Here is a 23,562-nt window from a genome sequence, read left to right as displayed (position 1 = left end):
TGCGGCGCTGCGCGCGCGCGGGTGAGGGTCAAGCCGGGGTGGCCTTGGCGTCCTCGTAGTCTGCCCGGTAGCTCGCCGCCAGCGCGGTTTTCTGCTTCTCCGTCAGCAGCTTTCCAGCCATCTGGAAGAAGCGGTGTTCCTCTTCCTTCAGGTGGTGCTCCACCTTTTCGGCCAGCTTCTTGGCCAGTGGCAACCAGGCAGGGCTCGATGGTTCGGTCTCTTCGAGTGATTCCACCAGTTCGTCGATCTGGTGGTGCTCTGAAATGGCGTGGCGCGACAGGTCAATGCCCGCGTCGTGTGCCATCAGTGGCACATAAAAATGGCGGTCCTCGGCCATGGCATGGGCCGCCAGCTCGGTCTTGAGTTCGTCAAACAGCTCGCGCCGCTCGGGGGTGGCTCCGCTGGTGTCGGTGAGCGCGGTGTACAGCGCGCGTTGGCGCTCGTGGCTTTCGCGCAAGGCTTCAAAGATGTTGGTGGTGTCGGTCATGGTGGGGTGTGTGGCGAATTTTTAGGCGGTTGCAAAGGTGCGGTGAACTACTTGAGCACCTTGCGCGCGGCACCCACGCCTATGGCTGCCAGCGCGACAAACACCACGGCAATCACCAGGAACAGCACAAAAAGCACCTTGGCGATGCCCGCCGCGCCGGCGGCGACACCACTGAAACCCAGGGCCCCGGCCACGAGGGAGATCAGGGCAAAAATGATGGCGTACTTCAACATGGTGGTCGCTCCTTGCGGTGGATGTTCAGGCAGCGCGGGGCTGCGAAAGGGTGTGCAGGAACGATACCGACGGGACGTCGCCGCCGCCGTCAGTGTGGGCGGGCTGCGGGTGTAGGAGGGGGCCGCCCGCAGGGGCCGGCGTGGCGCGCCAAAAAGAAAAGCCGCAACGCGGAGCGTTGCGGCTTGGGCCTTGTGACTGCACAGCTAATCTTTTGGTCTCCGCTCACATTGCTGCGCAATATGAGCTTCGCCCACGTACGGAAAGCCGCGCGAACCGCGCGGAGGGCTTACAGCCCTGCTGCTGCACGCAGTGCAGCAGCCTTGTCCGTACCTTGGTCTCCGTTCACATCGCTTCCGCGATATGAACTGCGCCCGAAGACCGAAAACCGCGCTATCGCGCGGCGGGCTTTACAGCCCGGCGGCAGCACGCAGTGCCGCCGCTTTATCGGTCTTCTCCCAGCTGAACTCGGGCTCTTCGCGGCCGAAGTGGCCATAGGCTGCCGTCTTTTCGTAGATCGGGCGCAGCAGATCGAGCATCTGGATGATGCCCTTGGGGCGCAGGTCGAACTGTTCCTTCACCAGCGCGGCAATGCGCTCATCGGAGATCACCCCCGTGCCTTCGGTGTACACCGTGATGTTCATCGGTTCGGCCACGCCGATGGCGTAGGCCACCTGGATCTGGCACTGGCGCGCCAGGCCGGCAGCCACGATGTTCTTGGCCACGTAGCGGGCGGCGTAGGCGGCCGAGCGGTCCACCTTCGTTGGGTCTTTGCCGCTGAACGCACCGCCGCCGTGGGGGCAGGCGCCGCCGTAGGTGTCCACGATGATCTTGCGGCCGGTGAGGCCACAGTCGCCCTGGGGGCCGCCGATGACAAAACGGCCGGTGGGGTTGATCAGGTAGCGCGTGTTCTGCAGCCATTCCTTGGGCAGCACGGGCTTGATGATCTCTTCGATGATGGCTTCGGTGAACGAAGCCTTCATCTTGGTTTGCGTTTCGCTCTGGTCGGGGTGGTGCTGGGTGGACAGCACCACGGTGTCGATGCTGTGGGGCTTGCCATCCACATAGCGCATCGTCACTTGCGACTTGGCGTCGGGGCGCAGGAAGGGCAGGCGGCCGTCCTTGCGCAGCTGGGCCTGGCGCTCGACCAGGCGGTGGGCGTAGTAGATGGGCGCGGGCATCAGCTCCGGCGTCTCGTCGCAGGCATAGCCGAACATCAGGCCCTGGTCGCCGGCGCCGGTGTTCAGGTGGTCGTCGGACGCGTGGTCCACGCCCTGAGCGATGTCGTTGGACTGCTTGTCGTACGCCACGAGCACGGCACAGCCCTTGTAGTCGATGCCGTAGTCGGTGTTGTCGTAGCCGATGCGCTTGATGGTGTCGCGCGCCACCTGGATGTAGTCTACATGCGCGTTGGTGGTGATCTCGCCGGCCAACACCACGAGGCCAGTGTTGGTCAGCGTTTCGGCGGCGACGCGGCTGCGGGGGTCCTGCTTGAAGATGGCATCGAGAATCGCGTCCGAGATCTGGTCGGCCACCTTGTCGGGGTGGCCTTCGGAGACGGATTCCGAGGTAAAGAGAAAGTCGTTCGCCATTTGAATAAACTCCTGTGTTCCGGCATTTGGGGCGTTGCCCTCACCCCGAAGGAGCTTTGGCGAACGCTTTAGCAGATTTTTTTAACGTCGCCCTGCAAGTTGCTCATTTAACTCAGCGACCCCGCTATTTTAATGCCAGTCGTCTTTCGATTCTTTTCCGTATTTCCGCTGTGGTTGCTGCACATCATGGGTGCGGCGATGGGCTGGGTGGCTTTTTGTGCGTCGCCCACGTACCGGCGCCGGTTCCTGGCCAACTCGACGTTGGCCGGTTATTCGTTCAGCGCCGTCCGTGCAGCCGTGGCCCATGCCGGCCGCATGGTGGCCGAGCTGCCGCGCCTGTGGCTGGGCGCACCGATGCCCTGTCGCATCGAAGGCGAGGCCTGTGTGGAGCAGGCCTACGCAGCCGGGCGCGGCATTCTGTACCTCACGCCGCACCAGGGTTGTTTCGAGTTGTCGGCACAGGCCGCCGCCCGGCGCTGGAGCGCCGAGCGCGGCCCCATCACCGTGCTGTACCGCCCCGCGCGCCAAGCCTGGCTGGCCAAGGTGATGGAGACCGCGCGCAACCGCCCCGGCATGCTGGCCGTGCCCACCACGCTGGCGGGTGTGCGGCAGATGATCAAGGCCCTGCGCCGGGGCGAGGCCGTCGGCCTGCTGCCGGACCAGGTCCCGCCGGATGGGCAGGGCCAATGGGCGCCGTTTTTTGGCCGCGATGCCTACACCATGACCCTGGCCGTGCGGCTGGCGCAGCAGACGGGTGCCGCCGTGGTGCTGGTGCGCTGCGAGCGCCTGCCCTGGGGACGGGGTTTTGTCACCCATTTCGAGCCGCTGGCGCAACCGCTGTCGGACCAGTTGGACGTTGCCGTTGTGCAGATCAACCAGGCCATGGAACACCTCATTCGCCAATGCCCCGAGCAATACCTTTGGGGCTACGCCCGCTACAAGCAGCCCCGTGCCGAGGCCGCGAACCCTGCAGGGGTGGCCGCATGATGGGGCGGCTGGGGGTGTGGTTCATGCGGGTGCTGGCGCGCCTGCCGCTGCCGGTGCTGCGCGGCATGGGCTGGCTGATCGGGCGCGTCCTGTTCGTGCTGGCCGGGCCGCGCCGCCGCGTGGCGCTGCGCAATCTGGCCTTGTGTTACCCCGAAGCCACCGAGCCCCAGCGCCGCGCCTGGGCGCAAGAGACTTTTGTCGTGTTCTGCCAATCCTGGCTGGACCGCAGCTGGCTGTGGTTTGCGCCACGGGATGTGGTGCTGGACCGGGTCAAGCTCACCGGCGCGTTGCAGGAGCTGGAGGGCGACACCCCCACCATCATCTTCGCGCCCCATTTCTACGGCATGGATGCAGGGGGCTCGGCGCTCACGCTGCACACGCCGCGCGCGTTCACCTCGATCTTCTCCACCCACCCCGACCCGGCCGTGGACGCGTGGTTCCGCGAGGGGCGCCAGCGCTTTGGCGATGTGCGCATGCTCAACCGCAACGACGGGGTCAAACCCATCATTGCCAACCTGCGCAAGGGAGGCCTGCTGTACCTGTTGCCGGACATGGACTTTGGCCGCAACGACTCGCTTTTCGTGCCGTTCTACGGCGTGCAGGCCGCCACTGTGCCGTCGCTCTCGCGGTTTGCACGCCTGGGGCGGGCCAAGGTGATCGCCATGGTCACCCGCCTCACGCCCACGGGGTACTGCGCCGAGATCTCGCCCGTCTGGGCCGATTACCCCACGGACGACGCCGAGGCCGATACCGCCTTGATGAACACGCGGCTGCAAAGCTACATCGACGTGTCGCCCGGCCAGTACTACTGGGTGCACAAGCGCTTCAAGACACGGCCCGAGGGCGAGCCGTCTTTTTACGCCTAAAAATTTAAATCAAATGGGCTCCTGGCGCTTGCCCATCAAGCGCTGGTAGCTATTGTTTTGATTGCAAAAAGCGCTGCAGCTCCATGGCCACGCGCTCGGGGTGCTCGTGCACGATCCAGTGCGAGGCCTTCTCCACCTGGCGCAATTGCAGCTGCGGCACCCAGCCCGGCAGGCCGTCGAGCAGGCCGGGCAGCAGGGCCGGGTCGTCCATGCCCCAGAGCACCAGCGTGGGCACCGTCACCGTCAGCATCGATTCGGGCAGGGTGATGGCCTGGGCGCCCGGGTCATTCCCATCTTCTGCCTGTCGCGGCGGGCGCAGGGGGGTGGCGCGGTAGTAATTGCAGGCGCCGGTCAGGCCCTGCTGCCAGACGGCGCGGTACTGGGCGCGCACGCTGTCGGTCAGCCACGCGGGGGCGCTGCCGTCCGGGGCGTTGAAAAAAGCAAACAGGCGGCGGAAGTCGTCTTCGGCCAGCAGTGCCTCGGCATCCGGCCTGCACAAAAAATGCATGTACTGGCTGCCCGCCTGCTGGGCGGGGTTGTGCTGCAGTTCGCGCAAGAAGGCGCCGGGATGCGGGGAGTTGATGATGGCCAGCCGTTTCATCAATTGCGGCTGCTGGTTGGCCAGGTTCCAGGCCACGGCGCCGCCCCAGTCGTGCGCCACCAGGCATTCCAGTGCGCCGCCAGGGCATTCGTGGGCAATCAGCGCCACCAGGTCCTGCACCAGGTGTTTGGCGCGGTAGGCGTCCACCTCGGCCGGGCTGCTGGAGGGACCAAAACCGCGCAGATAGGGTGCCACGCAACGGTAGCCGCCGTTTTCCGGCCGGGAAAAATGCAGCAGCAGCTCGTCCCAGATGAAGGCACCCTCGGGGAAACCGTGCAAAAAAAGCAGCACCGGGCGGCCTGCCACGCCGCTCACGCGGCAGTGGAGGGTGGTTCCGTGGGGCAGGGGGGTCGACAGGGTCTGGAGCATGGCGCTATGCATTTAATAGCTAATAGCGCTTGATGGGTAAGCGCTAGGGCCTAATTTGACTGAATATCCTCAGAATCATCGAGCGGTGGGGGCTCATCCGTGGGGGCCGGGTCTGCATCGATCGGCCCTTGCGCCGGGTGCGCCCACTGCCACAGCAGCTGTGCCACCTCGTCCACGCCTTGTTTCTTGAGGGCCGAGAACATCATCACCTCTCCGCCGGCCGCGTTCAGTCGCGTAATCGACAGGATCTTGGCTTGCTCCGAGCGTGTGAGCTTGTCCGCCTTGGTCAGCACGATGAGGAATTTCAGGCCTTCCTCGACCCGTGGGCGCAGCACTTCAAGCAGGGCCTCGTCCAGCTCGGTCAACCCGAGCCGGGGGTCACACAGCAAGACGATGCCGGTGAGCCCGGGGCGGCTGACCAGGTAGTTGACCATCACCTGCTGCCAGCGCACCTTGTCGGAGCGCGACACCTTCGCGTAGCCGTAGCCCGGCAGATCAGCCAGGACTGCATCGGTCACGCCGTGCTTGCCCAGAGAGAAAAGGTTGATGTGCTGCGTGCGCCCAGGCCTTTTGGAGGCAAAGGCGAGCTGCTTTTGCTGCGTGAGCGTGTTGATGCAGGTGGATTTTCCCGCGTTGGAACGGCCCACAAAAGCAATCTCGGGCACGTGGATGGGTGGCAGGTGGTGCAGCTGCGCGGCCGTGGTCAGGAACCTGGCTGTGTGCATCCAGCCCATGGCGATCTTGGCGTCGGGAGCGGGCGGAAGGGAGCCAGCAACTGGCGCGGTAGAGGTGGTCGTCATGGGGAATTGGGCTACAAGGAAGCCTCATTGTAGAATCGCGAGGTTTTGCGCACATAAACACAGACCCTCGATATGAAGTTGCTCGCCTCTTTGCTGACGGCTGCCGCACTGGCAGCACCTGTTTTTTCGGCCTATGCGGCGGGCGATGCCCCCAAAGCGGCCAAGCCGGATCTCGTCAAGGGCGAGGCCAGCTACACCGCAGTGTGTGCCGCCTGCCACGGCGCCGATGGCAACTCGGCCATTGCGGCCAATCCCAAGCTGTCGCAGCAACACCCCGAATACCTGGTCAAGCAGCTGCAGGAATTCAAGTCCGGCAAGCGCAACAACGCCGTCATGAAGGGCTTTGCCACCGCGCTGTCGGATGACGACATGAAGAACATTGCGTACTGGGTGGCTTCCAAGTCTGCCAAACCCGGTTTCGCCAAGGACAAGGACCTTGTCTCCCTGGGCGAGCGGATTTACCGCGGCGGCATTGCCGACCGCCAGATCGCTGCCTGCGCTGGCTGCCACAGTCCCAACGGTGCGGGCATTCCCGCCCAGTACCCCCGCCTGTCGGGCCAGCACGCCGACTACACGGTGGCCCAGCTCAACACCTTCCGCGATGGCTCGCGTGCCAACAGCATCCAGATGACGCAAGTGGCCGCCAAGCTGAATGACAAGGAAATCAAGGCCGTGGCGGACTACATTGCCGGTCTGCGCTGATTGATTTGATTTTCGTCAATCTTGTGGTCCCTCTGGTCGGGCCGCACGGAACCTACCGCCAATAACAATCCCAAAAAGGGCGGGCCCATCGCACAGATGGTCCCGCCCTTTTCCTTTCCCTCTTTCGCGCGTCTTCGCCTCTCCTTCTTCCATCCATGTCCGACCTCACCCAAGGCCTTCGCATCCAGTCTGGCTCCCGGGCCTGGCGCGCCGGGATCGAGCTGCTGTCCTCCATGCGGTTCGCTATCTCGCTGCTGACGGTGATCTGCATTGCCTCGGTGATCGGCACGGTGCTCAAGCAGCACGAGCCCGCGGTCAACTACGTCAACCAGTTCGGCCCCTTCTGGGCCGAGTTGTTTGGCGCCATCCAGCTCAATGCGGTGTACAGCGCCTGGTGGTTCTTGATGATCCTGGCGTTTCTGGTGATCAGCACTTCGCTGTGCATCGCCCGCAACACGCCCAAGATCCTCATCGACCTCAAGGTCTACAAGGAGAACATCCGCGAACAAAGCCTCAAGGCGTTTCACCACAAGGCAGAGGCTGAACTCAGCGGTTCCGCAGAGGCCGAGGCGCGCCGCATCGGTACGCTGATGGCCGGCGGTGGCTGGAAGGTGCGCCTGCAGCAGCGCGATACGGCCGCAGGTCCCGGCACGGGCTGGATGGTGGCGGCCAAGGCGGGTGCTGCCAACAAGCTCGGCTATATCGCCGCGCACAGCGCCATCGTGCTGGTGTGTGTGGGCGGCCTGCTGGACGGCGACCTCATCGTGCGCGCACAGATGCTGCTGGGTGGCAAAACCCCCTACCAAGGCGGCGGGCTGATTGCCGATGTGAAGCCCGAGCACCGGCTGTCCGAACGCAACCCTACCTTCCGGGGCAACCTGCTGGTGGCTGAAGGCACGCAGTCGAGCACAGCCATCCTGAACCAGTCCGATGGCGTCCTGCTGCAGGACCTGCCGTTTGCCATCGAACTCAAGAAGTTCATCGTGGAGCATTACTCCACGGGCATGCCCAAGCTATTCGCCAGCGAGATCGTCATCCATGACAAGGCCACGGGCGAGAAGATTCCGGCGCGCGTGGAGGTGAACCACCCGGCCAGTTACAAAGGCATCGAGATCTACCAGTCGAGCTTTGACGACGGTGGCTCGCACCTCAAGCTGCGTGGCGTGCCCATGGTGGCCGAAGCCAAGCCCATTGAGGTGGAAGGGGTGGTGGGCAACTCCACCCAGCTGACCAATAACGGGGGCGCTCCGGGCAGCGGCACGCTGACGCTGGAATTCACGGCGTTGCGCACCATCAATGTCGAGAACTTCGGGGGCGCAGGCCCCGGAGGCAGCGGTGTGGATGTGCGCAAGGTGGACCTGCGCGAGTCGGTGGAGTCCCGCCTGGGCGCTGCCAACAAGACCGTCACCAAAAAAGAGCTGCGCAACGTGGGCCCCAGCGTGAGCTACAAGCTGCGGGACGCTGCGGGCCAGGCGCGCGAGTTTCACAACTACATGCTGCCCGTGGACACGGGCGACGGCGTGCCGGTGTTTCTGCTGGGTGTGCGCGAAACCCCTGCGGAGCCGTTCCGGTACCTGCGGGTGCCGGCCGATGACAAGGGCAGCATGGACGGTTTCATGCGCATGAAGGCGGTGTTGGCCGATCCCGAAGCGCGCGAACAGGCGGTGCGCCGCTATGTGGCACAGGCCATCGATGCCTCGCGCACCGACCTGGCCGAGCAGCTGCAGCAATCGGCGTCGCGGGCCTTGGCGCTGTTCGCGGGCCGGGGCATGGTGGATGGCAAACCGACCGGGGGTCTGCAGGCGGTGTCGGACTTTATGGAAGCCAATGTGCCCGAAGCCGAGCGCGCACGGGCGGGCGAGGTACTGGTGCGCATTCTGAACGGCACGCTGTTCGAGGTGGCACAGCTTTCGCGCCAGCGTGCCGGCCTGCCGCCGCTGCCACAAGACGACCAGACCCAGGGTTTCATGACCCAGGCGGTCCTTTCTCTGTCCGACGCGCAGATCTACCCCGCGCCGCTGGCGTTTGAACTCAAGGACTTCACCCAGGTGCAGGCCAGCGTCTTCCAGGTGGCCCGAGCCCCTGGCAAGAATGTTGTCTATCTGGGTTGTGCCTTGCTGATCCTGGGCGTTTTTGCCATGCTCTACGTGCGCGAACGGCGGGTCTGGGTCTGGGTGGCGCCACAGGGTGGTCACACCCACGCCACCATGGCCTTGTCCACCAATCGCAAGACCATGGACGGCGACCAGGAGTTTGTCCAGCTTGCACAGAAACTGATCGGGGCATCGCCCCGCGAAGGCACCGCATGAACACCGCGACTTCTTCCTCCACGGCCACCACAATCACCCTGAACGAGGGCTTCTTTGCCCGCCGCAACTGGTTCGACTGGCTGTTTGCCGCCATCGTCGTGGCAGGGGGGCTGTATGCGCTGCAGCGTTACGGCAGCTTCATGGATGTGTACGAGAAGGGCATCCTGCTGGGCGCCATCCCGTGCACCATCTGGCTGGGCTGGTTCTGGCGCCCGCTGCGCGCGTTGATGCTGATCGTGGCGGCCGTGGCCCTGTTGGCCATCGGCCTCTACCAGCAAGATGGTGCGGGCAGCCTGGCGCGGGCCGACACGGTGTTCGGCCTCAAGTATTTCCTGTCCAGCCAGTCCGCCATCCTTTGGATGAGCATGCTGTTCTTCATGAGCACCATCTTCTACTGGGTCGGCATGTTCTCGCGCGGAGAGGGCAAGACCATGAGCATGCTGGGCTCCCGCATTGCGTGGGTGGCTGTGGCCATGGCGCTCATCGGCACGCTGGTGCGCTGGTACGAGAGTTATCTCATCGGCCCGGACATCGGCCACATCCCGGTGAGCAACCTGTATGAAGTGTTCGTGCTGTTCTGCTGGATGACGGCGGCGTTCTACCTGTACTACGAACAGCAGTACGACACGCGGGCACTGGGCGGCTTTGTGATGCTGGTGGTCAGTGCGGCCGTGGGCTTTCTGCTCTGGTACACCGTGGTGCGCGAAGCGCACGAGATCCAGCCCCTGGTGCCGGCCTTGAAGAGCTGGTGGATGAAGCTGCATGTGCCGGCCAACTTCATCGGCTACGGTACGTTCGCGCTGGCTGCGATGGTGGCCTTTGCCTACCTGATCAAGCAACAGGCCACCGAGACCCGCTGGTACAAGCTGGCGCCGCTGTGGCTGCTGGGCGTGGTGCTGTGTTTCGAGCCCATCGTCTTCCGCCAGGGGGCCACCGAGAATGGCGGCAGCTACTGGATGGTGTACTTCGGCATCTCCGCACTGATCGTCGCGGGCATCTTGCTGGGCCGCAAACGCATCGCGGCGCGCCTGCCGTCGTTCGAGATCCTCGACGACGTGATGTACAAGTCCATCGCCGTGGGCTTTGCGTTCTTCACCATCGCCACCGTGCTGGGCGCCCTGTGGGCGGCCGAGGCGTGGGGCGGCTACTGGAGCTGGGACCCGAAGGAGACTTGGGCGCTGATTGTCTGGCTGAACTATGCCGCCTGGCTGCACATGCGCCTCATGAAGGGCCTGCGTGGCACCGTGTCCGCCTGGTGGGCGCTGGTGGGCCTGGCGGTGACCACGTTCGCGTTTCTGGGTGTGAACATGTTCCTGAGCGGCTTGCACAGCTACGGTACGCTGTGATGCTGTGATGCAGTGATGCAGTGATGCAGTGACGGGGATGCCGGGCATAGGGGGCAGGGCAACAACTATTGCGTCTTCGGTGTAACCTGAGCGGTCCAGGGAACGAACTAACAGTTGTCCTGCTCTACCGCAGCAGCTGTTTCAACCAGACCATGACCGGAGCCTCCCATGCTGATTCCATCGCGCGATTCGGGTTTTAACCACCCCCACTCCTCCGAAATCACGCCCCGCACGGTCTACGAAGACCGGCGCCAGATGCTCCGGCTGATGGCAGGCGGTGCGGCGGGTGCCGCGCTCGCCACGTGGGCGGGCCGCGAGGCGCTGGCCCAGCAGGCGCAGGTGGTGCGGCCCAACAAGCTCGCCGCGCTGGCGGGCGCCAAGTCCACCGTGGCCGGGGCGGTATCGATGGAGAAGCTCACCGACTACAAGGACGCGAGCACCTACAACAACTTCTATGAGTTTGGCACTGACAAGGCCGACCCTGCACGCAACGCCCATACCCTCAAGACCACCCCCTGGACGGTGGAGGTTGAGGGCCTTGTCAAGAAACCGGGCAAGTACGGCATCGAAGACCTGATCAAGCTCAGCGCACAGGAAGAGCGCATCTACCGCCTGCGCTGCGTGGAGGGCTGGTCTATGGTCATCCCCTGGGTGGGCTACTCGCTGGCAGAACTCATCAAACGTGTGGAGCCACAAGGCAGCGCCAAGTATGTGGAATTTGTGACGCTGGCGGACAAGGCGACGATGCCTTTTGTGGGCTCTCGTGTGCTCGACTGGCCCTATGTGGAGGGTCTGCGCATGGACGAGGCGATGAATCCCCTCACGCTGCTCGCCTTTGGCATGTATGGCGAGGTGCTGCCCAACCAGAACGGCGCGCCCGTGCGCCTGGTGGTGCCGTGGAAGTACGGTTTCAAGAGCGCCAAGAGCATTGTCAAGATCCGCTTTGTCGAGAAGGAGCCTGGCACGGCCTGGAACAAGGCGGCCAAGCAGGAATACGGTTTCTACTCGAACGTGAACCCCGAGGTGGACCACCCCCGCTGGAGCCAGGCCACCGAGCGGCGCATCGGCGAAGACGGCCTGTTCGCGAAAAAGCGCAAGACGCTGATGTTCAACGGCTACGAAGCCCAGGTGGGCCAGCTCTACGCGGGCATGGACCTCAAAAAGTTCTACTGATCGCCGTACGCCCTTTTTGCCCTTTTTTCTTCCGCTCGGGCTGTCGTTCTGGTGGCAGAAGAGGGCACGGATCGCCATGCGCAAACTTCTGCTCCATCCCGCCGCCAAGCCTGTGGTCTTTGTGCTGTGCCTGTTCCCGCTGGTGTGGCTGGTCTACGCCACGGCGGCCAACGAACTGGGCGCCAACCCGGCCGAAGCGCTGATCCGCGCCACCGGCGATTGGACACTGCGTGCCCTGTGCCTGGTACTGGCCATCACGCCACTGCGCGTGATCACCTCCACACCCCAGCTGGCGCGCTTTCGGCGCATGCTGGGTTTGTTCGTGTTCTTCTACGGCCTGCTGCACCTGCTGAGCTACGCATGGTTCGACATGGGCTTTGACGTGCCGGACATCGTGCGCGACATCGTCAAGCGGCCGTTCATCCTGGTGGGGTCTTTGGCGCTGCTGCTGCTCACGCTGCTTGCCGCTACATCGTTCAACCGCGCCATCAAAGCACTGGGCGGGAAGCGCTGGCAGGCATTGCATCGCAGCGTGTACGCAGTGGCGGGGCTGGCCATCCTGCACTTCTTTTGGATGCGTGCTGGCAAGAATAACTTTGGCGAGGTGGCGGTGTATGCGCTGGTTCTTGCAGCCCTGCTGGGCTGGCGGTTATGGCACCGCATGCGCAAGCGGCAGGCGGTGCCGGGCGCAGCGGGTGCAAAGGTGTCGGGCGCGCGCGCACGGTAGTCTCTGTGTGGGGTATGCTCCAAAAATAATAGCTAATAGCGCTTGATGGACAAGCGCTAGAGGTGAGTTTCATTCGAATTTATGGTGCCTGCGGTTATCGCTCAGGTCCCGGGCGCGTCTGCCGGGTTACGGGGTCGATGTAGCCGGTGGGAATCTGGTAGGCCCGATCGTCGAACAGGTCGATGCCACACATGAGGTTCTCGATCCAGGTGAAGAAATCACTGATCGCCTGCTTGCCCATGATGGGTGCGCCATGCTGCGGCACCAGCATGGAAATATCCAGTTGCCGCACCATGCGGACCCACAGCCGCAGGATCTTGTTGGAGACCATATAGCGGCGGTGAAACCCCTCCATGCGCGGGATGTGGGCCTTGAGCTCGGTCACCGGCACGCGCGCCTCGGCGCCCGACATCATGGACACGCCCAGGTCACCGGTGAAGAGGATGCGGCTCACCGGGTCATAGAAGTGGAAGTTGCCCTCGGAATGCATGAAATGCGCGGGCAACAGCACCAGTTCATGGCGGCCCAGCGGCAAGTGACCGCCACTGTCGGGCACGCCGATGACGCGGTTCTCCGTCTTGCCCACCTTCGTGAAATGGGGGGCAAAACGTTCCCAGACGCGCGAGATCACCAGGTCGGCCTTGGTGCTCGTCATCCAGCGGTCCAGCGAGGCAATGATGTCTGGATCGGCGTGTGAGGCGATGAGGTACGAAAGCTTGTGTGGTGGGAAATGTTTGGTCATTCCCATGAACAGCTCGTTGAAAGCCAGGTTGCCACCGGGGTCGATGATGGCGCCGGTATCGTCGTCCACGATCAAGAACTGATTGGCCTGAACGGCCTGGCCGTCCTCCTCGATGAGGTCGGTGAACATCAGGCAAGCGTGGTTCTTGTCGCGGTAGAGTTCGAGGGCCATGGCCATCCTGCGGTGCAATAAAGCACGAACTGTACGATTGACCCTGCGAGGCCTCCTTGATAGAAATCAAGTGCCCTGGGTATTGGCTGCCGGAGCGGGTGCCCCGGTCCGTCTGCAGCGTTTTAGCGCGGCGCAGAGGCTGCGTTTGCGGGGGCCTCGGCAGGGGCGGAGGTTCCGACGTTGGGGGTCAGCGTCTGGGGCAGCGTGGCACGCTGCGCGGCCGCCGGGCCACTGGGTAAATGCAGAGGGCCCCGTTGACCGCAACCTGCAAGGGCTGCCGCACTGGCAGCAAGGACAAGCGTCCTGACTAGAATTTGGGAAGCTTTCAACATGCGCAAATTGTAATGACCGACCTCGAATTCATGGACCACGCCGAAAAACTGCTCCTCGCCGTCGAGCGCAGCTGTGATCGCATCAACGATGCGACGGATGCCGATGTGGACGCCCAGCGTTCCGGGGGCATGGTGACACTGACCTTTCCCAACCGTTCCCAGATCGTTATCAATCTGCAAAAGCCGCTGCACGAGGTCTGGATGGCAGCCCGGTCCGGTGGATACCACTACCGTTTTGACGGCCAGGCCTGGCAGGACACCAAAGGTGCCGGCGAGTTCTTTGACTGCCTGAGCCGCGACGCAGCCCGGCAAGCGGGATTGCCGCTGGAGTTTTCGGCCTGAACCTCTGCCCGGGTGGCACAAGTAGCTTAGAGCCTGTTTACGATCTCGCCCGATTTCGCTCCAACCCTTCGGGCAGAGGTCTGGGTGGGCGGTCTGCGGCGTTGCGGCGCTTGTTGATAGCCGGGCTATCCACAAGCGCCGCGCCTAGCATCCCATCCCGCCAGGACCGCTGCGCGACCCGACCCCCGCGAGATCGTAAATAGGCTCTTGGGCGGTTTGCAGAACGCGCGGTCCTGTCAGTTGCGGAAGAGATCCAGGATGCGGTTTCGCTCTTCCGTCGGGGGTGGTGCGTGCGGCGCAACTGCAGGTGATGCCGAGCGGTCATCCAGGCCCACACTTGGAATACCGCTGTTGCGTGCGTATTCCTCGTAAAACCATTCCCCGCCCACATTCACCACGCCAGCAGGCACCGTGGGCTCCATGACGGGCACGCCCTTGAGCGCGCGCTCCATGAAGCTGATCCACACCGGCAGACTGAGACCGCCACCTGTTTCGCGGCTTCCCAGGTTGCGTGGGGTGTCATAGCCAATCCAGGTCACCGCAGCGATCGTGGGCTGATAGCCAGCAAACCATGCGTCCACAGAGTCGTTGGTGGTCCCCGTCTTTCCGTAGAGATCTGGCCGTTTCAGCGTGGCTTGAGCCCGCGCGGCGGTGCCCGACCGGGTCACCTCCTGCAAAAGGCTGTTCATGACGAAGGCATTGCGGGCATCAATTGCACGCGGTTGCTCGGAGGTGACTGGCGGAGTGGTCTCGGAGATGACGCGGCCCTTGTGGTCGGTGACCTTGGCGATCAACCAGGGGTTCACGCGATATCCGCCGTTGGCAAACACGGAGTAAGCCGTGGCCATCTGGAGGGGGGTGACGGAGCCAGCACCCAGGGCCATCGTGAGGTAGGCAGGGTGCTTCTCCGCATCGAAGCCAAAGCGGGATACCCACTCCTGTGCGGTCTTGGGCCCCACGGCCTGCAAGATGCGAATCGAGATCATGTTCTTGGACTTGGCGAGACCTGTGCGCATGCTCATCGGGCCGTCGTACTTTCCATCGTAGTTCTTGGGTTCCCATGGCTGGCCACCCGTCACGCCGGCATCAAAGAACAGAGGGGCATCGTTGATGACCGTGGCGGGCGTGAACCCCTTCTCCAGTGCTGCGGAGTAGATGAAAGGCTTGAAGCTCGACCCGGGCTGGCGCCATGCCTGGGCGGCGTGGTTGAACTTGTTCTTGTCGAAGTCAAAGCCGCCCACCAGGGCCCGGATGGCTCCGCTGCGCGGGTCCAATGCCACCAGGGCGCCTTCCACTTCGGGGAGCTGCGTAATTTCCCAGGCGTTCTTGGGTGTCTTCACCACCCGGATCACGGCGCCACGGCGGATCTTGATATTGGGTGGCGCCTTGTCACTCAGGCCAGATTGCGCGGGTTTCAGGCCGTCGCCGGTGATTTCGAGCGTATCGCCACTGGCGCGGGCTGCCACGATCTTGCGGGGCGAGGCCTCAAGGACGACGGCGGAGAGGACATCGCCGTTGTCCGGGTGATTGGCCAGCGCGTCATCAATGGCGTCTTCGACTTCCTGGGCGGCAGTCGGCAAAACCACAAACTTCTCTGGGCCGCGGTATTGCTGGCGGCGCTCGTAGTCCATGATGCCCCGGCGCAGCGCCCCATACGCAGCCTCTTGCTCTGCCGCATTGAGGGTGGTGTAGACGTTGAGTCCGCGTGTGTAGGCTTCGTTGCCATACTGCGTGAAGATCAACTGGCGCGCCATCTCGGCAACATACTCTGCGTGAATTCGGGTGTTGTCCGGGCCGGAGCGGATTTTGAGTTCTTCCTTCTTGGCGCCTGTGGCCTGCTCGGTGGTGATGAAGCCGTTTTCTTCCATGCGCTCAATGATGTAGAGCTGCCGGGACCGCGCCCGTTTCGGGTTGCTGATAGGGTTGTATGCGGAGGGTGCTTTGGGAAGGCCCGCCAGCATGGCCGCTTCAGCCACCGACACAGATTTCAGGGGTTTGCCAAAATACGCTTCTGACGCAGCCGCAAAGCCATATGCACGGTTGCCCAAGTAAATCTGATTCATGTAAATCTCAAGAATCTGATCTTTGGTCAGTAAATGCTCCAGCTTGAATGTCAGTAAGATTTCGTAAATTTTGCGTGTAAATGTTTTCTCTGAGGAGAGGTAAACATTGCGCGCTACCTGCATTGTGATAGTGGAGGCGCCCTGGCTCTTTACACGGCCGAGGTTGGCCAAACCCGCGCGAATAACCCCTTTGTAGTCAACCCCACCGTGCTGAAAGAAGCGGGCATCCTCAATGGCCAATACCGCGTCTTTCATGACTTGGGGAATTTCTCCGATGGGGGTGAGATTGCGACGCTCCTCGCCGAATTCGCCCAGCAGAGCGCCTTCGGCAGAGTAGACGCGCAACGGCAGCTTGGGCCGGTAGTCCGCGAGATCAGAGACATCTGGCAGGTTCGGATAAGCCACGGCCAATGCCACAGCGATGGTCAATGCCACCCCTAACGCGGCTGCGGTTGCCAGTCCTGCCATCCAGAGGGCGGCGCGTACAAGCCAGCGGAGCCACGTGGCGCGCGCAGGAGCGGAGGAGGAGTCCGGCTTGTCAGAGGACTTTGATGAAGAGGGCGGCATATCGCTCCGAAGGGGTAAGAGCGCCCATTATAAAAATGTCCGCTCCCCGGCTCTAAAAATCGCAATGCGCCGTCCGTGCCTGGGCGCCAAAAGGCGCCCCACCGTCGCCGAACGGTGTTGCAAGCCATCCAAAAATCGTCTGCTTTTGGCAACGCTCCGCAAGTGTTACGCGGGGAAAAATCTTTGCTGGAGAACTATCTTACTGATAGCATTCATGTGAAGTGTTAAGTTTTGTTGCCTCATTTTGGCAAGTTACAGGGGACCAATCTTGAGCTCAATGGGGTCTTTGTTCAGTCGCCAGTCTCCGCCACTGCTGGGAATCGACATCAGCTCCTCCAGTGTCAAACTGGTGGAACTCGGGCGCGATAAAGCGGGCGGCTTGGTTCTCGAGCGCTGCGCGATCGAACCGCTGGAGCGTGGCTGGATTACAGATGGCAACATCGAAAAATTCGACGAAGTGGCGGATGCATTGCGCCGCCTGGTAAAGAAAAGTGGCACGCGGACCAAGAACGTTGCCTTGGCGTTGCCGCCCTCGGCGGTCATCACCAAGAAGATCACGTTGCCGGGCGGCATGACCGAGCAAGAACTCGAAGTTCAGGTCGAATCGGAGGCCAATCAGTACATTCCTTTTTCGCTTGACGAAGTGAGTCTGGATTTCTGCGTGATCGGGCCCAGCAAAAATGCGCCAGGCGACGTAGACGTTCTCATTGCGGCGTCACGGCGTGAAAAAGTCCAGGACCGCCAAGGGCTGGCGGAAGCAGCTGGTCTCAAGCCTGTGGTGGTTGACATTGAATCCCACGCTTCTCGATTGGCCGCAGGGCGCTTGATAGAGGCGTTGCCCAAGAAAGGCGTAGACGCAATGGTCGCGCTTTTTGAGGTGGGTGCGCTCACCACCAGCATGCAGGTCATTCGCAACGAAGAAGTGATGTACGACCGTGACCAGGCCTTCGGTGGAGCCCAGCTGACCCAGTTGATCGTTCGCCAATACGGTTTCTCGGTGGAAGAAGCTGAAAGTAAAAAGCGAAATGGCGATCTCCCAGAAGACTATCAATCTGCCGTGCTTCGGCCGTTTGTCGACAGCATGGCCCAGGAGATTGGTCGTGCTCTGCAGTTCTTCTTCACTAGTACGCCCCATAACCGTGTGGATCACATCATGCTCGCTGGCGGTTCGGCGCCACTGCCTGGTTTGACGGAAGCTGTTACCCAGCAAACGGGCTTTGCTTGCAGTGCAGTCAATCCGTTTGATGGGATGGAAATTGGAAGTTCCGTTCGTTTGAAAAAAATGGTGCGTGAAGCGCCATCCTATTTGACCTCGTGCGGTCTGGCCATGCGGAGGTTCCTGCAGTGATTTTGATCAATTTACTTCCTCACCGGGAAGCCGCGCGCAAGCGTCGAAAGGAAGCCTTTCAGGCGACGATGTTCGCTTCCTTTCTGATTGGCCTCGCCATCGCTGGCGCGGTCTATTGGTGGTTCCAGATGATGATCACCGCTCAGCAACAGCGCAATACATTCCTGCAGAGCGAAATTAAAGTCCTTGAAGAACAAATCAAGGAAATTGCAACCATTGAAGACGAGATTGCTGCTTTGCGGGCTAGGCAGAAAGCTGTAGAAGATCTTCAGTCTGATCGCAACCTCCCTGTTCATTTACTTAATGAACTTGTGCGCCAGATACCGGAGGGAGCGTACGTGACTAGTATTAAGCAAACTGAGCAGGTTATTGCCATGCAAGGTGTTGCTCAGTCTAACGAGCGTGTGTCTGAAATGCTTCGAAATTTGACTGATAACACTCCGTGGTTGTCCAAGCCGGAATTGGTGGAAATTGTGGCGAGTAACATTGCACTGACGTCTAGGGATCAGCGCCGAGTGTCTACATTCAATTTGCGCTTCCGACTAATGCGAACCGGCGAGGCACAAAAAGCCAAAGATACTGCCAGTGCGGCGATTGGGAAATAGATATGGCAAAAAAATCAAAGAAAGATGTTGATTTCGTTGCCCTGCAGGAAAATATCTCTAGGCAATTCCGAAATTTGGATCCTAAGGATCCTTCTTTGTGGCCAGTGGCGCCAAAGATTTTATTGTGCATTTTTATTGCAGTCATTGTGGCTGCAGCTCTATGGTTCGCAAAAATCAATGAATATGAAGTTGAACTCGCTGCGGAGGTTGCAAAAGAGCAAACTCTTCGTCAAGATTATCAAGTTAAGTTAACGAAGGCTGTGAGTTTGGATGCATTAAAGCGTCAAAGAGAACAGGTTCAACAATATGTGATTCAACTCGAAAAGCAATTGCCTAGCAAGGCTGAAATGGCTGCGCTTCTTTCCGATATAAATCAGGCTGGTCTCGGGCGGAGTTTGCAGTTTGATTTATTTCGACCTGGACAGGTGGTGGTGAAAGAGTACTACGCTGAATTACCTATTGAAGTTCGTGTGACTGGTAAATATCACGATATGGGGTCATTTGCGTCGGATATTGCACATCTCTCGAGAATTGTTACGCTGAATAATATATCAATAGCTCCATTCGGCAAGGACAAAGACGGTGGAACTTTGACCATGGATGCAACGGCTCGCACATTTAGATATCTCGATCCTGAGGAAATTCAAGCGCAGAAACAAGCCGCAGGAGCAGTGAAAAAATGATATCAAATAAACTGATTTCATTGGTTCTCATTTCTGCTGCATTGTGTGGGTGCGGTTCGTCGGGTGATGAGGAGTTGCAGCAGTGGATGACTGATTTGCGTGCAACTACAAAACCTCATGTGACGCCATTGACTGAACCAAAACAGTTTTTGCCGCAGATGTATGCGATGGATTCTGGTGTCGAGCCTTTTAATCCAATAAAGCTGACACAGGCACTCAGAAAAGAATCTACTCAATCAGCTTCAAATGCAGCATTAATTGCGCCGGAGATGGCGCGGAGAAAAGAGCCGCTCGAGGCCTATCCATTGGATGTGATGGCTATGGTAGGGAGTTTGGATAAAAAAGGAATGCCGACGGCCCTGTTGAGGGTGGATAAATTAATTTATCAAGTACGAGTGGGTAGCTATATTGGGCAAAATTACGGGAAAATAATCAAAATTACCGAAAATTCAATCCAATTGCGTGAAATTGTGCAAGATGCTACTGGTGATTGGATTGAGCGGACGGCTTTGCTGGATCTGCAAGAGGGCAAAAAATGAAATACTCAAAAATTCATGCAACTAAAATTTTCCAAATGGTGGCGGGGATTTTCTTTGCGATATTGATTCCCCTTGATGCGTCGGCTCAAGTAGTAATTCAGTCTGTGACAGGAAGCGTACAGAATGGCATGGATGTAGTGCGCATTGACTTTGCTGAGCCTCTGCAGGTGGTACCTACCGGTTTCTCCATTCAATCCCCGCCTCGCATTGCTTTGGATTTTCCTGGTGCATCTAATGCGACGGGAAGAAGTGCTTTTGATGTAAATCAAGGAAATATTAAATCGGTGAATGTAGTTCAGGCTGGTGATCGTTCCCGCGTTGTTCTTAACCTCAAGCAGGCAACTTCTTATCAGGCGGACATTCAAGGAAAGTCGTTGTTAATTTCTTTGGGTGCGGCTTCTTCAACTAGTTCTGTGGTCCCTACGCAGGCACCGGTGTTTGCTGATCCCATAAGTTCTGATGTGCAGACGCTGAAAGATGTGGACTTCAGGCGAGGTGCAGATGGTTCTGGGCGAGTCGTTGTAATACTTCCATCTAGTCAGGTTGGTGTTGATATTCGCCAACAGGGTAAAGGCTTGGTGGTGGATTTTCTGAAGTCGGCATTGCCTGAAGGATTGCGTCGTCGTTTGGATGTGGGTGATTTTGGTACGCCGGTTCAATCTATCACTACAGTGCAGCAGGGTGAACGGGTTCGGATGACCATCGATCCTGTTGGTGAATGGGAGCACAGCGCATACCAAAGCGACAGTCAGTTTGTGATTGAGATTCGTCAGAAGAAAGTTGATCTCAACAAACTCACCCAAGGCCCTGGATATAGTGGGGAAAAGTTATCCCTCAATTTTCAGAATATTGAAGTTCGTTCGCTCTTACAAGTGATCGCTGATTTTACTAACTTCAATATTGTTACTTCTGACACTGTTACTGGGTCACTTACATTGCGCCTTAAGGATGTACCTTGGGATCAAGCTCTGCAAATTATTATGGAGGCTAAAGGCCTTGGCATGCGCAAGTCAGGTACAGTTTTATGGATTGCTCCGAAAGATGAGATAGACGATCGTACGAAAAAAGACTATGAGGCTGCCTTGGCTATTCAAAAATTGGAGCCGCTGCGAACTCAGGCATTCCAAATGAATTATGCTAAAGCCGTCGATATGGTCGCGCAGTTGTCGGCTTCGAGTAGTGGAGGCGGGGGGGGGACGTCGAACAGATTTCTTTCTGAAAGAGGAAGCGCGATTGCAGAACCTAGAACAAATCAATTGTTTGTCACTGATACAGCAGGTAAGTTGGAAGAAGTACGTCAATTACTTTTAACTTTGGATGTTGCGGTTCGGCAAGTAATGATTGAGGCTCGAATTGTAGAGGCTTCTGATACTTTTGGGCGCTCGTTGGGGGTCCGTCTAGGCGGAACCGATTTGCGTGCGAATCGTGGTGGTACGGGCGGGTACAATATTGGCGGGGGTAACAGCGTCGCCTTTGGAACCAGCTATACCAACGCGGTAGCCTCATCTGGGGCGGGTGGAGGTGTTAATACATCAGGTAATTTTGTCAATCTGCCTGCACAAGCTCAAGGTGGATTTGATCCTGCAAGTTTTGCTATTTCAATTTTTAACTCAGCTGCTAACAGATTCTTGAATCTGGAAATATCTGCCATGGAGGCTGATGGCAAAGGTAAGATTGTGTCTAGTCCTAGGGTTGTGACTGCAGATCAGACCAAGGCATCTATTGAGCAGGGAACTGAGTTTCCATACCCCGTGACAGCGCCGAATGGTGGAACAGTTATTGCGTTCAAGAAGGCGGTCTTGAAGTTGGAGGTTTTGCCTCAAATAACTCCAGAGGGTAATATTATTTTAGATCTTGATGTCAATAAAGATAGCCCCGGTGAAATTCTGCAAAATGTGCGTGCTATTAACACCAAACACATCAAGACACAGGTATTAGTCGAGAATGGAGGTACAGTTGTTATTGGCGGAATTTTCGAGCTTTTCGAAGATGATGCAGAGGCAAAAGTCCCATTCTTGGGTGATATTCCAGGGGTTGGAAACTTGTTTAAAACGAAGACCAAGCAGGCGAACAAGCAGGAAATGCTAATATTTATTACGCCCAAAGTTTTAACTGAACGTGCTGCGATTCGGTAATTAAAAATTTGAATAGGAAAATCAATGTTGAAAAAAGTCAAATTCCTGATGCTTGCGGTAGCTGCTGCACTCTCAGCGTGTGGCGGCGGAGGCGGAAACCCAGGGCAAACGGATGAAAATTACGCTATAACTTTGCGTACTGAAAAAGTTACTTTGCCTGTTAATGTGGGTAATTATCCCGCGGGCATTGGGGTCTATGCGCCGTTTACTACGACTTTGTATGTGAATGCCACAAAGGGTGGCGCGCCAATCCCTGGCGGTCCAAATATATTTGGCTGCAATACAGAATATGGTCTGGGTTCTGGGCCATTGTATTATCTGGATGGGGATCCAGCACATGAAGATGATGATGGCAATCCTCTTGCATTTCGCAGTATTACCCTGGGGGCAAATTCTGGAGGAAACTCTTTTCATTTTCATGCAGGTAATCAAGCGGGAACAGCTACGATCACTTGCTCGGTAACTGATCCCAGGTCTGGTCGCGTCGAAAGAGCAAGCGTAAATATTACGGTGGGTGCGGGTGCGGCGACTGGCAAGCCTGCAAGTGTGCGAGTCATCGCTCAGACGCCTGAGTTCGAACGGCTGGGGTATTTGGGGACAAAATCCAACCCTAATCGCATTATTAATCAGGTCGGCATGCAAGCTTTAGTGCTGGACGATGGTAATCAGCCTACTCCCGATGGCTCGGGCGCTAAAGTTCAGATTCGTATTCTGGCCGGTACGGAGGCGGCAGTGGGTGCACGTTTGGTGTCTGGAAATCAATCGGGTAGTATTCTTCAGTTGTCTTCGATTGGAGGTGTTGCACTGTTTAGTCTTTTGAGTGGTGAAGAAACCGGTCCGATTTTCATGGAATTTACGACGGATCGCTTCGATAACAATGTTGCAAATGGTATTCAAGATCCTATTTCTATTATTGAGCAAATTTCTGTTATTGAAGGGGTAACTACGCCGATCAATTTTACTGATGTGGATCTGGGCACTGTGACTAAAGGAGTTCCTTTTACTTCCCTATTAACAGTAAGTGGCGGTTTGCCGCCCTTTGTGTGGTCTGTTACGGGATTGCCTGCGGGATTGTCCGTTGATGCCAGTACCGGTATGCTCAGTGGAACGGTTAGTAGTACTGCGGAAGAGCGTGACTATCGTGCGACGGTCACAGTGGTTGACAAGAATAAACTTTCTACAACCGGTACTATCAAGCTCAAAGTGGTGGGTGGATTGCCAGAGGATTTTGCTATTGGTGATTGCAATTCTAATGCGGTATGTTCACTTGGTTCTGCTCCCGTAGGTACTAGCTTTACTTACTCATTTGTCGCATCGGTAAGTGATGTGACTTGGAGGTTTACGAGCTTGCCTGCATGGCTGACCAGTGGGACAACGGGCTCTGCGGGTGTTCTCAATGGCACACCCAAGGTGAATAACTGCGGCAGTCAGCGATTTTTGGTGACAGCAACGAAGGGTTCTGCTTCGATTACTCGGACGTTTAGTATTACCGTTGTGACAGGTGCTACGCCCCCGGGTGGGGACCCTATCGAGTACACGTGTCCTTAGTTGATTTAGTATAGGAAGCGCATCTGAAAGCGCTTTCTAAATTAAAGTCTCTGATTCGAATCCCCGGCCTCCCCGGGGATTTTTTTTCCTCGGTATTGGAATTGCATAAATAGTAATATCGACTCGTTTCGATGAAAAATTTAGGAGGTCGGAGGCTCAGTGCTCTTGTTTGAGTCGGCTGCTACCGCGGGTGCTTGGGCCGTCCCACGCGACAAGAGCGATTGGTTTTGCGAAACGTTGAGATGAATTCCTTGGTGACGTAGGGGGGCCTGATTCGTTTGTCCTATTAGGCAGTCA

The 23,562-nt window shown here is 58.7% G+C and carries 22 protein-coding genes; 14 read left to right on the top strand and 8 right to left on the bottom strand.

The window, feature by feature from the left end; genetic code table 11:
• Positions 1-28: 28 nt before the first annotated feature.
• From ASE52_RS20980 to metK, 3 genes are all read right to left on the bottom strand, one after another.
• Positions 29-487: a hemerythrin domain-containing protein gene (locus ASE52_RS20980; protein ID WP_057228966.1), complete on the bottom strand. Its 459-nt coding sequence runs from the start codon at positions 485-487 to the stop codon at positions 29-31.
• A gap of 47 nt (positions 488-534) precedes the next feature.
• On the bottom strand, positions 535-720 hold the full coding sequence (locus tag ASE52_RS20975; protein WP_057228964.1) for a DUF1328 domain-containing protein: 186 nt from the start codon (positions 718-720) through the stop codon (positions 535-537).
• A 408-nt stretch (positions 721-1,128) separates the two neighbouring features.
• Positions 1,129-2,310 (bottom strand): methionine adenosyltransferase, encoded by a 1,182-nt coding sequence (gene metK / locus ASE52_RS20970; protein ID WP_010462160.1) that lies wholly within the window; start codon positions 2,308-2,310, stop codon positions 1,129-1,131.
• A 132-nt stretch (positions 2,311-2,442) separates the two neighbouring features.
• Between metK and ASE52_RS20965 the strand changes: the two genes are divergently transcribed.
• Positions 2,443-3,297 (top strand): lysophospholipid acyltransferase family protein, encoded by an 855-nt coding sequence (locus tag ASE52_RS20965; protein WP_057228961.1) that lies wholly within the window; start codon positions 2,443-2,445, stop codon positions 3,295-3,297.
• Complete coding sequence (locus ASE52_RS20960; RefSeq protein ID WP_057228959.1) at positions 3,294-4,163, top strand: lipid A biosynthesis acyltransferase; 870 nt, start codon at positions 3,294-3,296, stop codon at positions 4,161-4,163. The genes ASE52_RS20965 and ASE52_RS20960 overlap by 4 nt, the downstream gene beginning before the upstream one ends.
• 49 nt (positions 4,164-4,212) lie before the next feature.
• Here ASE52_RS20960 and ASE52_RS20955 read toward each other — a convergent pair whose 3' ends face one another.
• A complete protein-coding gene (locus ASE52_RS20955) occupies positions 4,213-5,133 on the bottom strand; it encodes an alpha/beta hydrolase (RefSeq protein WP_057228956.1) in 921 nt (306 codons plus the stop codon).
• Positions 5,134-5,183: 50 nt separating this feature from the next.
• Positions 5,184-5,933 carry a ribosome biogenesis GTP-binding protein YihA/YsxC gene (yihA, locus tag ASE52_RS20950; RefSeq protein WP_082606973.1) on the bottom strand — a complete coding sequence of 250 codons (750 nt, stop codon included), beginning with the start codon at positions 5,931-5,933 and terminating at the stop codon, positions 5,184-5,186.
• A 72-nt stretch (positions 5,934-6,005) separates the two neighbouring features.
• Here yihA and ASE52_RS20945 point away from each other — a divergent pair, with 72 nt between their 5' ends.
• The 5 genes from ASE52_RS20945 to ASE52_RS20925 all read left to right on the top strand — a co-directional run bounded on the left by ASE52_RS20945 (position 6,006) and on the right by ASE52_RS20925 (position 12,190).
• Positions 6,006-6,635: a c-type cytochrome gene (locus ASE52_RS20945; protein WP_010462150.1), complete on the top strand. Its 630-nt coding sequence runs from the start codon at positions 6,006-6,008 to the stop codon at positions 6,633-6,635.
• Between the two features lie 155 nt (positions 6,636-6,790).
• Positions 6,791-8,944 (top strand): cytochrome c biogenesis protein ResB, encoded by a 2,154-nt coding sequence (locus tag ASE52_RS20940; RefSeq protein ID WP_057228952.1) that lies wholly within the window; start codon positions 6,791-6,793, stop codon positions 8,942-8,944.
• Positions 8,941-10,290, top strand: a complete 1,350-nt coding sequence (gene ccsB / locus ASE52_RS20935) for a c-type cytochrome biogenesis protein CcsB (RefSeq protein WP_057228950.1) — start codon at positions 8,941-8,943, stop codon at positions 10,288-10,290. Before ASE52_RS20940 ends, ccsB begins: the two co-directional genes overlap by 4 nt.
• A gap of 168 nt (positions 10,291-10,458) precedes the next feature.
• Positions 10,459-11,463, top strand: a complete 1,005-nt coding sequence (gene msrP, locus ASE52_RS20930) for a protein-methionine-sulfoxide reductase catalytic subunit MsrP (protein ID WP_057228948.1) — start codon at positions 10,459-10,461, stop codon at positions 11,461-11,463.
• Positions 11,464-11,539: 76 nt separating this feature from the next.
• Positions 11,540-12,190, top strand: coding sequence for a protein-methionine-sulfoxide reductase heme-binding subunit MsrQ (locus tag ASE52_RS20925; protein WP_057228946.1), 651 nt, complete (start codon positions 11,540-11,542; stop codon positions 12,188-12,190).
• A gap of 94 nt (positions 12,191-12,284) precedes the next feature.
• On the opposite strand, the gene ASE52_RS20920 is transcribed toward ASE52_RS20925, so the two are convergent.
• Complete coding sequence (locus tag ASE52_RS20920) at positions 12,285-13,103, bottom strand: MBL fold metallo-hydrolase (protein WP_057229645.1); 819 nt, start codon at positions 13,101-13,103, stop codon at positions 12,285-12,287.
• A gap of 122 nt (positions 13,104-13,225) precedes the next feature.
• Positions 13,226-13,435 (bottom strand): lipoprotein, encoded by a 210-nt coding sequence (locus ASE52_RS25360; protein WP_081474608.1) that lies wholly within the window; start codon positions 13,433-13,435, stop codon positions 13,226-13,228.
• Between the two features lie 12 nt (positions 13,436-13,447).
• Here ASE52_RS25360 and cyaY point away from each other — a divergent pair, with 12 nt between their 5' ends.
• Entirely contained in the window at positions 13,448-13,777 is a 330-nt protein-coding gene (gene cyaY, locus ASE52_RS20915; RefSeq protein ID WP_010462142.1) for an iron donor protein CyaY, read from the top strand.
• 236 nt (positions 13,778-14,013) lie between these two features.
• Here cyaY and ASE52_RS20910 read toward each other — a convergent pair whose 3' ends face one another.
• Positions 14,014-16,407, bottom strand: coding sequence for a penicillin-binding protein 1A (locus ASE52_RS20910; RefSeq protein ID WP_057228944.1), 2,394 nt, complete (start codon positions 16,405-16,407; stop codon positions 14,014-14,016).
• A gap of 268 nt (positions 16,408-16,675) precedes the next feature.
• Between ASE52_RS20910 and ASE52_RS20905 the strand changes: the two genes are divergently transcribed.
• From ASE52_RS20905 to ASE52_RS25340, 6 genes are read left to right on the top strand one after another with little or no spacing between them, the layout of a single operon-like run.
• On the top strand, positions 16,676-17,755 hold the full coding sequence (locus ASE52_RS20905) for a pilus assembly protein PilM (protein WP_010462139.1): 1,080 nt from the start codon (positions 16,676-16,678) through the stop codon (positions 17,753-17,755).
• Positions 17,752-18,360 carry a PilN domain-containing protein gene (locus ASE52_RS20900; protein ID WP_057228943.1) on the top strand — a complete coding sequence of 203 codons (609 nt, stop codon included), beginning with the start codon at positions 17,752-17,754 and terminating at the stop codon, positions 18,358-18,360. The genes ASE52_RS20905 and ASE52_RS20900 overlap by 4 nt, the downstream gene beginning before the upstream one ends.
• A 2-nt stretch (positions 18,361-18,362) precedes the next feature.
• Positions 18,363-19,043 (top strand): type 4a pilus biogenesis protein PilO, encoded by a 681-nt coding sequence (locus tag ASE52_RS25355; RefSeq protein WP_082606972.1) that lies wholly within the window; start codon positions 18,363-18,365, stop codon positions 19,041-19,043.
• Positions 19,040-19,582: a pilus assembly protein PilP gene (locus ASE52_RS25350; protein ID WP_082606971.1), complete on the top strand. Its 543-nt coding sequence runs from the start codon at positions 19,040-19,042 to the stop codon at positions 19,580-19,582. Before ASE52_RS25355 ends, ASE52_RS25350 begins: the two co-directional genes overlap by 4 nt.
• Before the next feature lie 35 nt (positions 19,583-19,617).
• A complete protein-coding gene (gene pilQ / locus ASE52_RS25345) occupies positions 19,618-21,717 on the top strand; it encodes a type IV pilus secretin family protein (RefSeq protein WP_082606970.1) in 2,100 nt (699 codons plus the stop codon).
• A 24-nt stretch (positions 21,718-21,741) separates the two neighbouring features.
• The gene (locus ASE52_RS25340) at positions 21,742-23,265 is read left to right on the top strand and encodes a putative Ig domain-containing protein (RefSeq protein ID WP_082606969.1); all 1,524 of its coding nucleotides are present in this window, start codon (positions 21,742-21,744) and stop codon (positions 23,263-23,265) included.
• Positions 23,266-23,562: the final 297 nt, after the last annotated feature.

This window comes from Acidovorax sp. Root275, assembly GCF_001428965.1.
Taxonomy (GTDB): domain Bacteria; phylum Pseudomonadota; class Gammaproteobacteria; order Burkholderiales; family Burkholderiaceae_C; genus Acidovorax; species Acidovorax radicis.
This window is presented reverse-complemented; position numbering and strand designations above follow the sequence as displayed.

Bases quoted from the DNA above. Each gene is read 5' to 3' on its own strand.
- metK (WP_010462160.1), bottom strand. From the start codon at position 2,310: ATGGCGAACGACTTTCTCTTTACCTCGGAATCCGTCTCCGAAGGCCAC.
- ASE52_RS20955 (WP_057228956.1), bottom strand. From the start codon at position 5,133: ATGCTCCAGACCCTGTCGACCCCCCTGCCCCACGGAACCACCCTCCAC.
- ASE52_RS25355 (WP_082606972.1), top strand. From the start codon at position 18,363: ATGGCAAAAAAATCAAAGAAAGATGTTGATTTCGTTGCCCTGCAGGAA.
- ASE52_RS20910 (WP_057228944.1), bottom strand. From the start codon at position 16,407: ATGCCGCCCTCTTCATCAAAGTCCTCTGACAAGCCGGACTCCTCCTCC.
- ASE52_RS20945 (WP_010462150.1), top strand. From the start codon at position 6,006: ATGAAGTTGCTCGCCTCTTTGCTGACGGCTGCCGCACTGGCAGCACCT.
- ASE52_RS20940 (WP_057228952.1), top strand. From the start codon at position 6,791: ATGTCCGACCTCACCCAAGGCCTTCGCATCCAGTCTGGCTCCCGGGCC.
- msrP (WP_057228948.1), top strand. From the start codon at position 10,459: ATGCTGATTCCATCGCGCGATTCGGGTTTTAACCACCCCCACTCCTCC.
- ASE52_RS20975 (WP_057228964.1), bottom strand. From the start codon at position 720: ATGTTGAAGTACGCCATCATTTTTGCCCTGATCTCCCTCGTGGCCGGG.
- ASE52_RS25340 (WP_082606969.1), top strand. From the start codon at position 21,742: ATGTTGAAAAAAGTCAAATTCCTGATGCTTGCGGTAGCTGCTGCACTC.
- ASE52_RS20965 (WP_057228961.1), top strand. From the start codon at position 2,443: ATGCCAGTCGTCTTTCGATTCTTTTCCGTATTTCCGCTGTGGTTGCTG.
- ASE52_RS20960 (WP_057228959.1), top strand. From the start codon at position 3,294: ATGATGGGGCGGCTGGGGGTGTGGTTCATGCGGGTGCTGGCGCGCCTG.
- ASE52_RS20920 (WP_057229645.1), bottom strand. From the start codon at position 13,103: ATGGCCCTCGAACTCTACCGCGACAAGAACCACGCTTGCCTGATGTTC.
- ASE52_RS20980 (WP_057228966.1), bottom strand. From the start codon at position 487: ATGACCGACACCACCAACATCTTTGAAGCCTTGCGCGAAAGCCACGAG.
- cyaY (WP_010462142.1), top strand. From the start codon at position 13,448: ATGACCGACCTCGAATTCATGGACCACGCCGAAAAACTGCTCCTCGCC.
- pilQ (WP_082606970.1), top strand. From the start codon at position 19,618: ATGGTGGCGGGGATTTTCTTTGCGATATTGATTCCCCTTGATGCGTCG.
- ASE52_RS25360 (WP_081474608.1), bottom strand. From the start codon at position 13,435: ATGTTGAAAGCTTCCCAAATTCTAGTCAGGACGCTTGTCCTTGCTGCC.
- ASE52_RS25350 (WP_082606971.1), top strand. From the start codon at position 19,040: ATGATATCAAATAAACTGATTTCATTGGTTCTCATTTCTGCTGCATTG.
- ccsB (WP_057228950.1), top strand. From the start codon at position 8,941: ATGAACACCGCGACTTCTTCCTCCACGGCCACCACAATCACCCTGAAC.
- yihA (WP_082606973.1), bottom strand. From the start codon at position 5,933: ATGACGACCACCTCTACCGCGCCAGTTGCTGGCTCCCTTCCGCCCGCT.
- ASE52_RS20925 (WP_057228946.1), top strand. From the start codon at position 11,540: ATGCGCAAACTTCTGCTCCATCCCGCCGCCAAGCCTGTGGTCTTTGTG.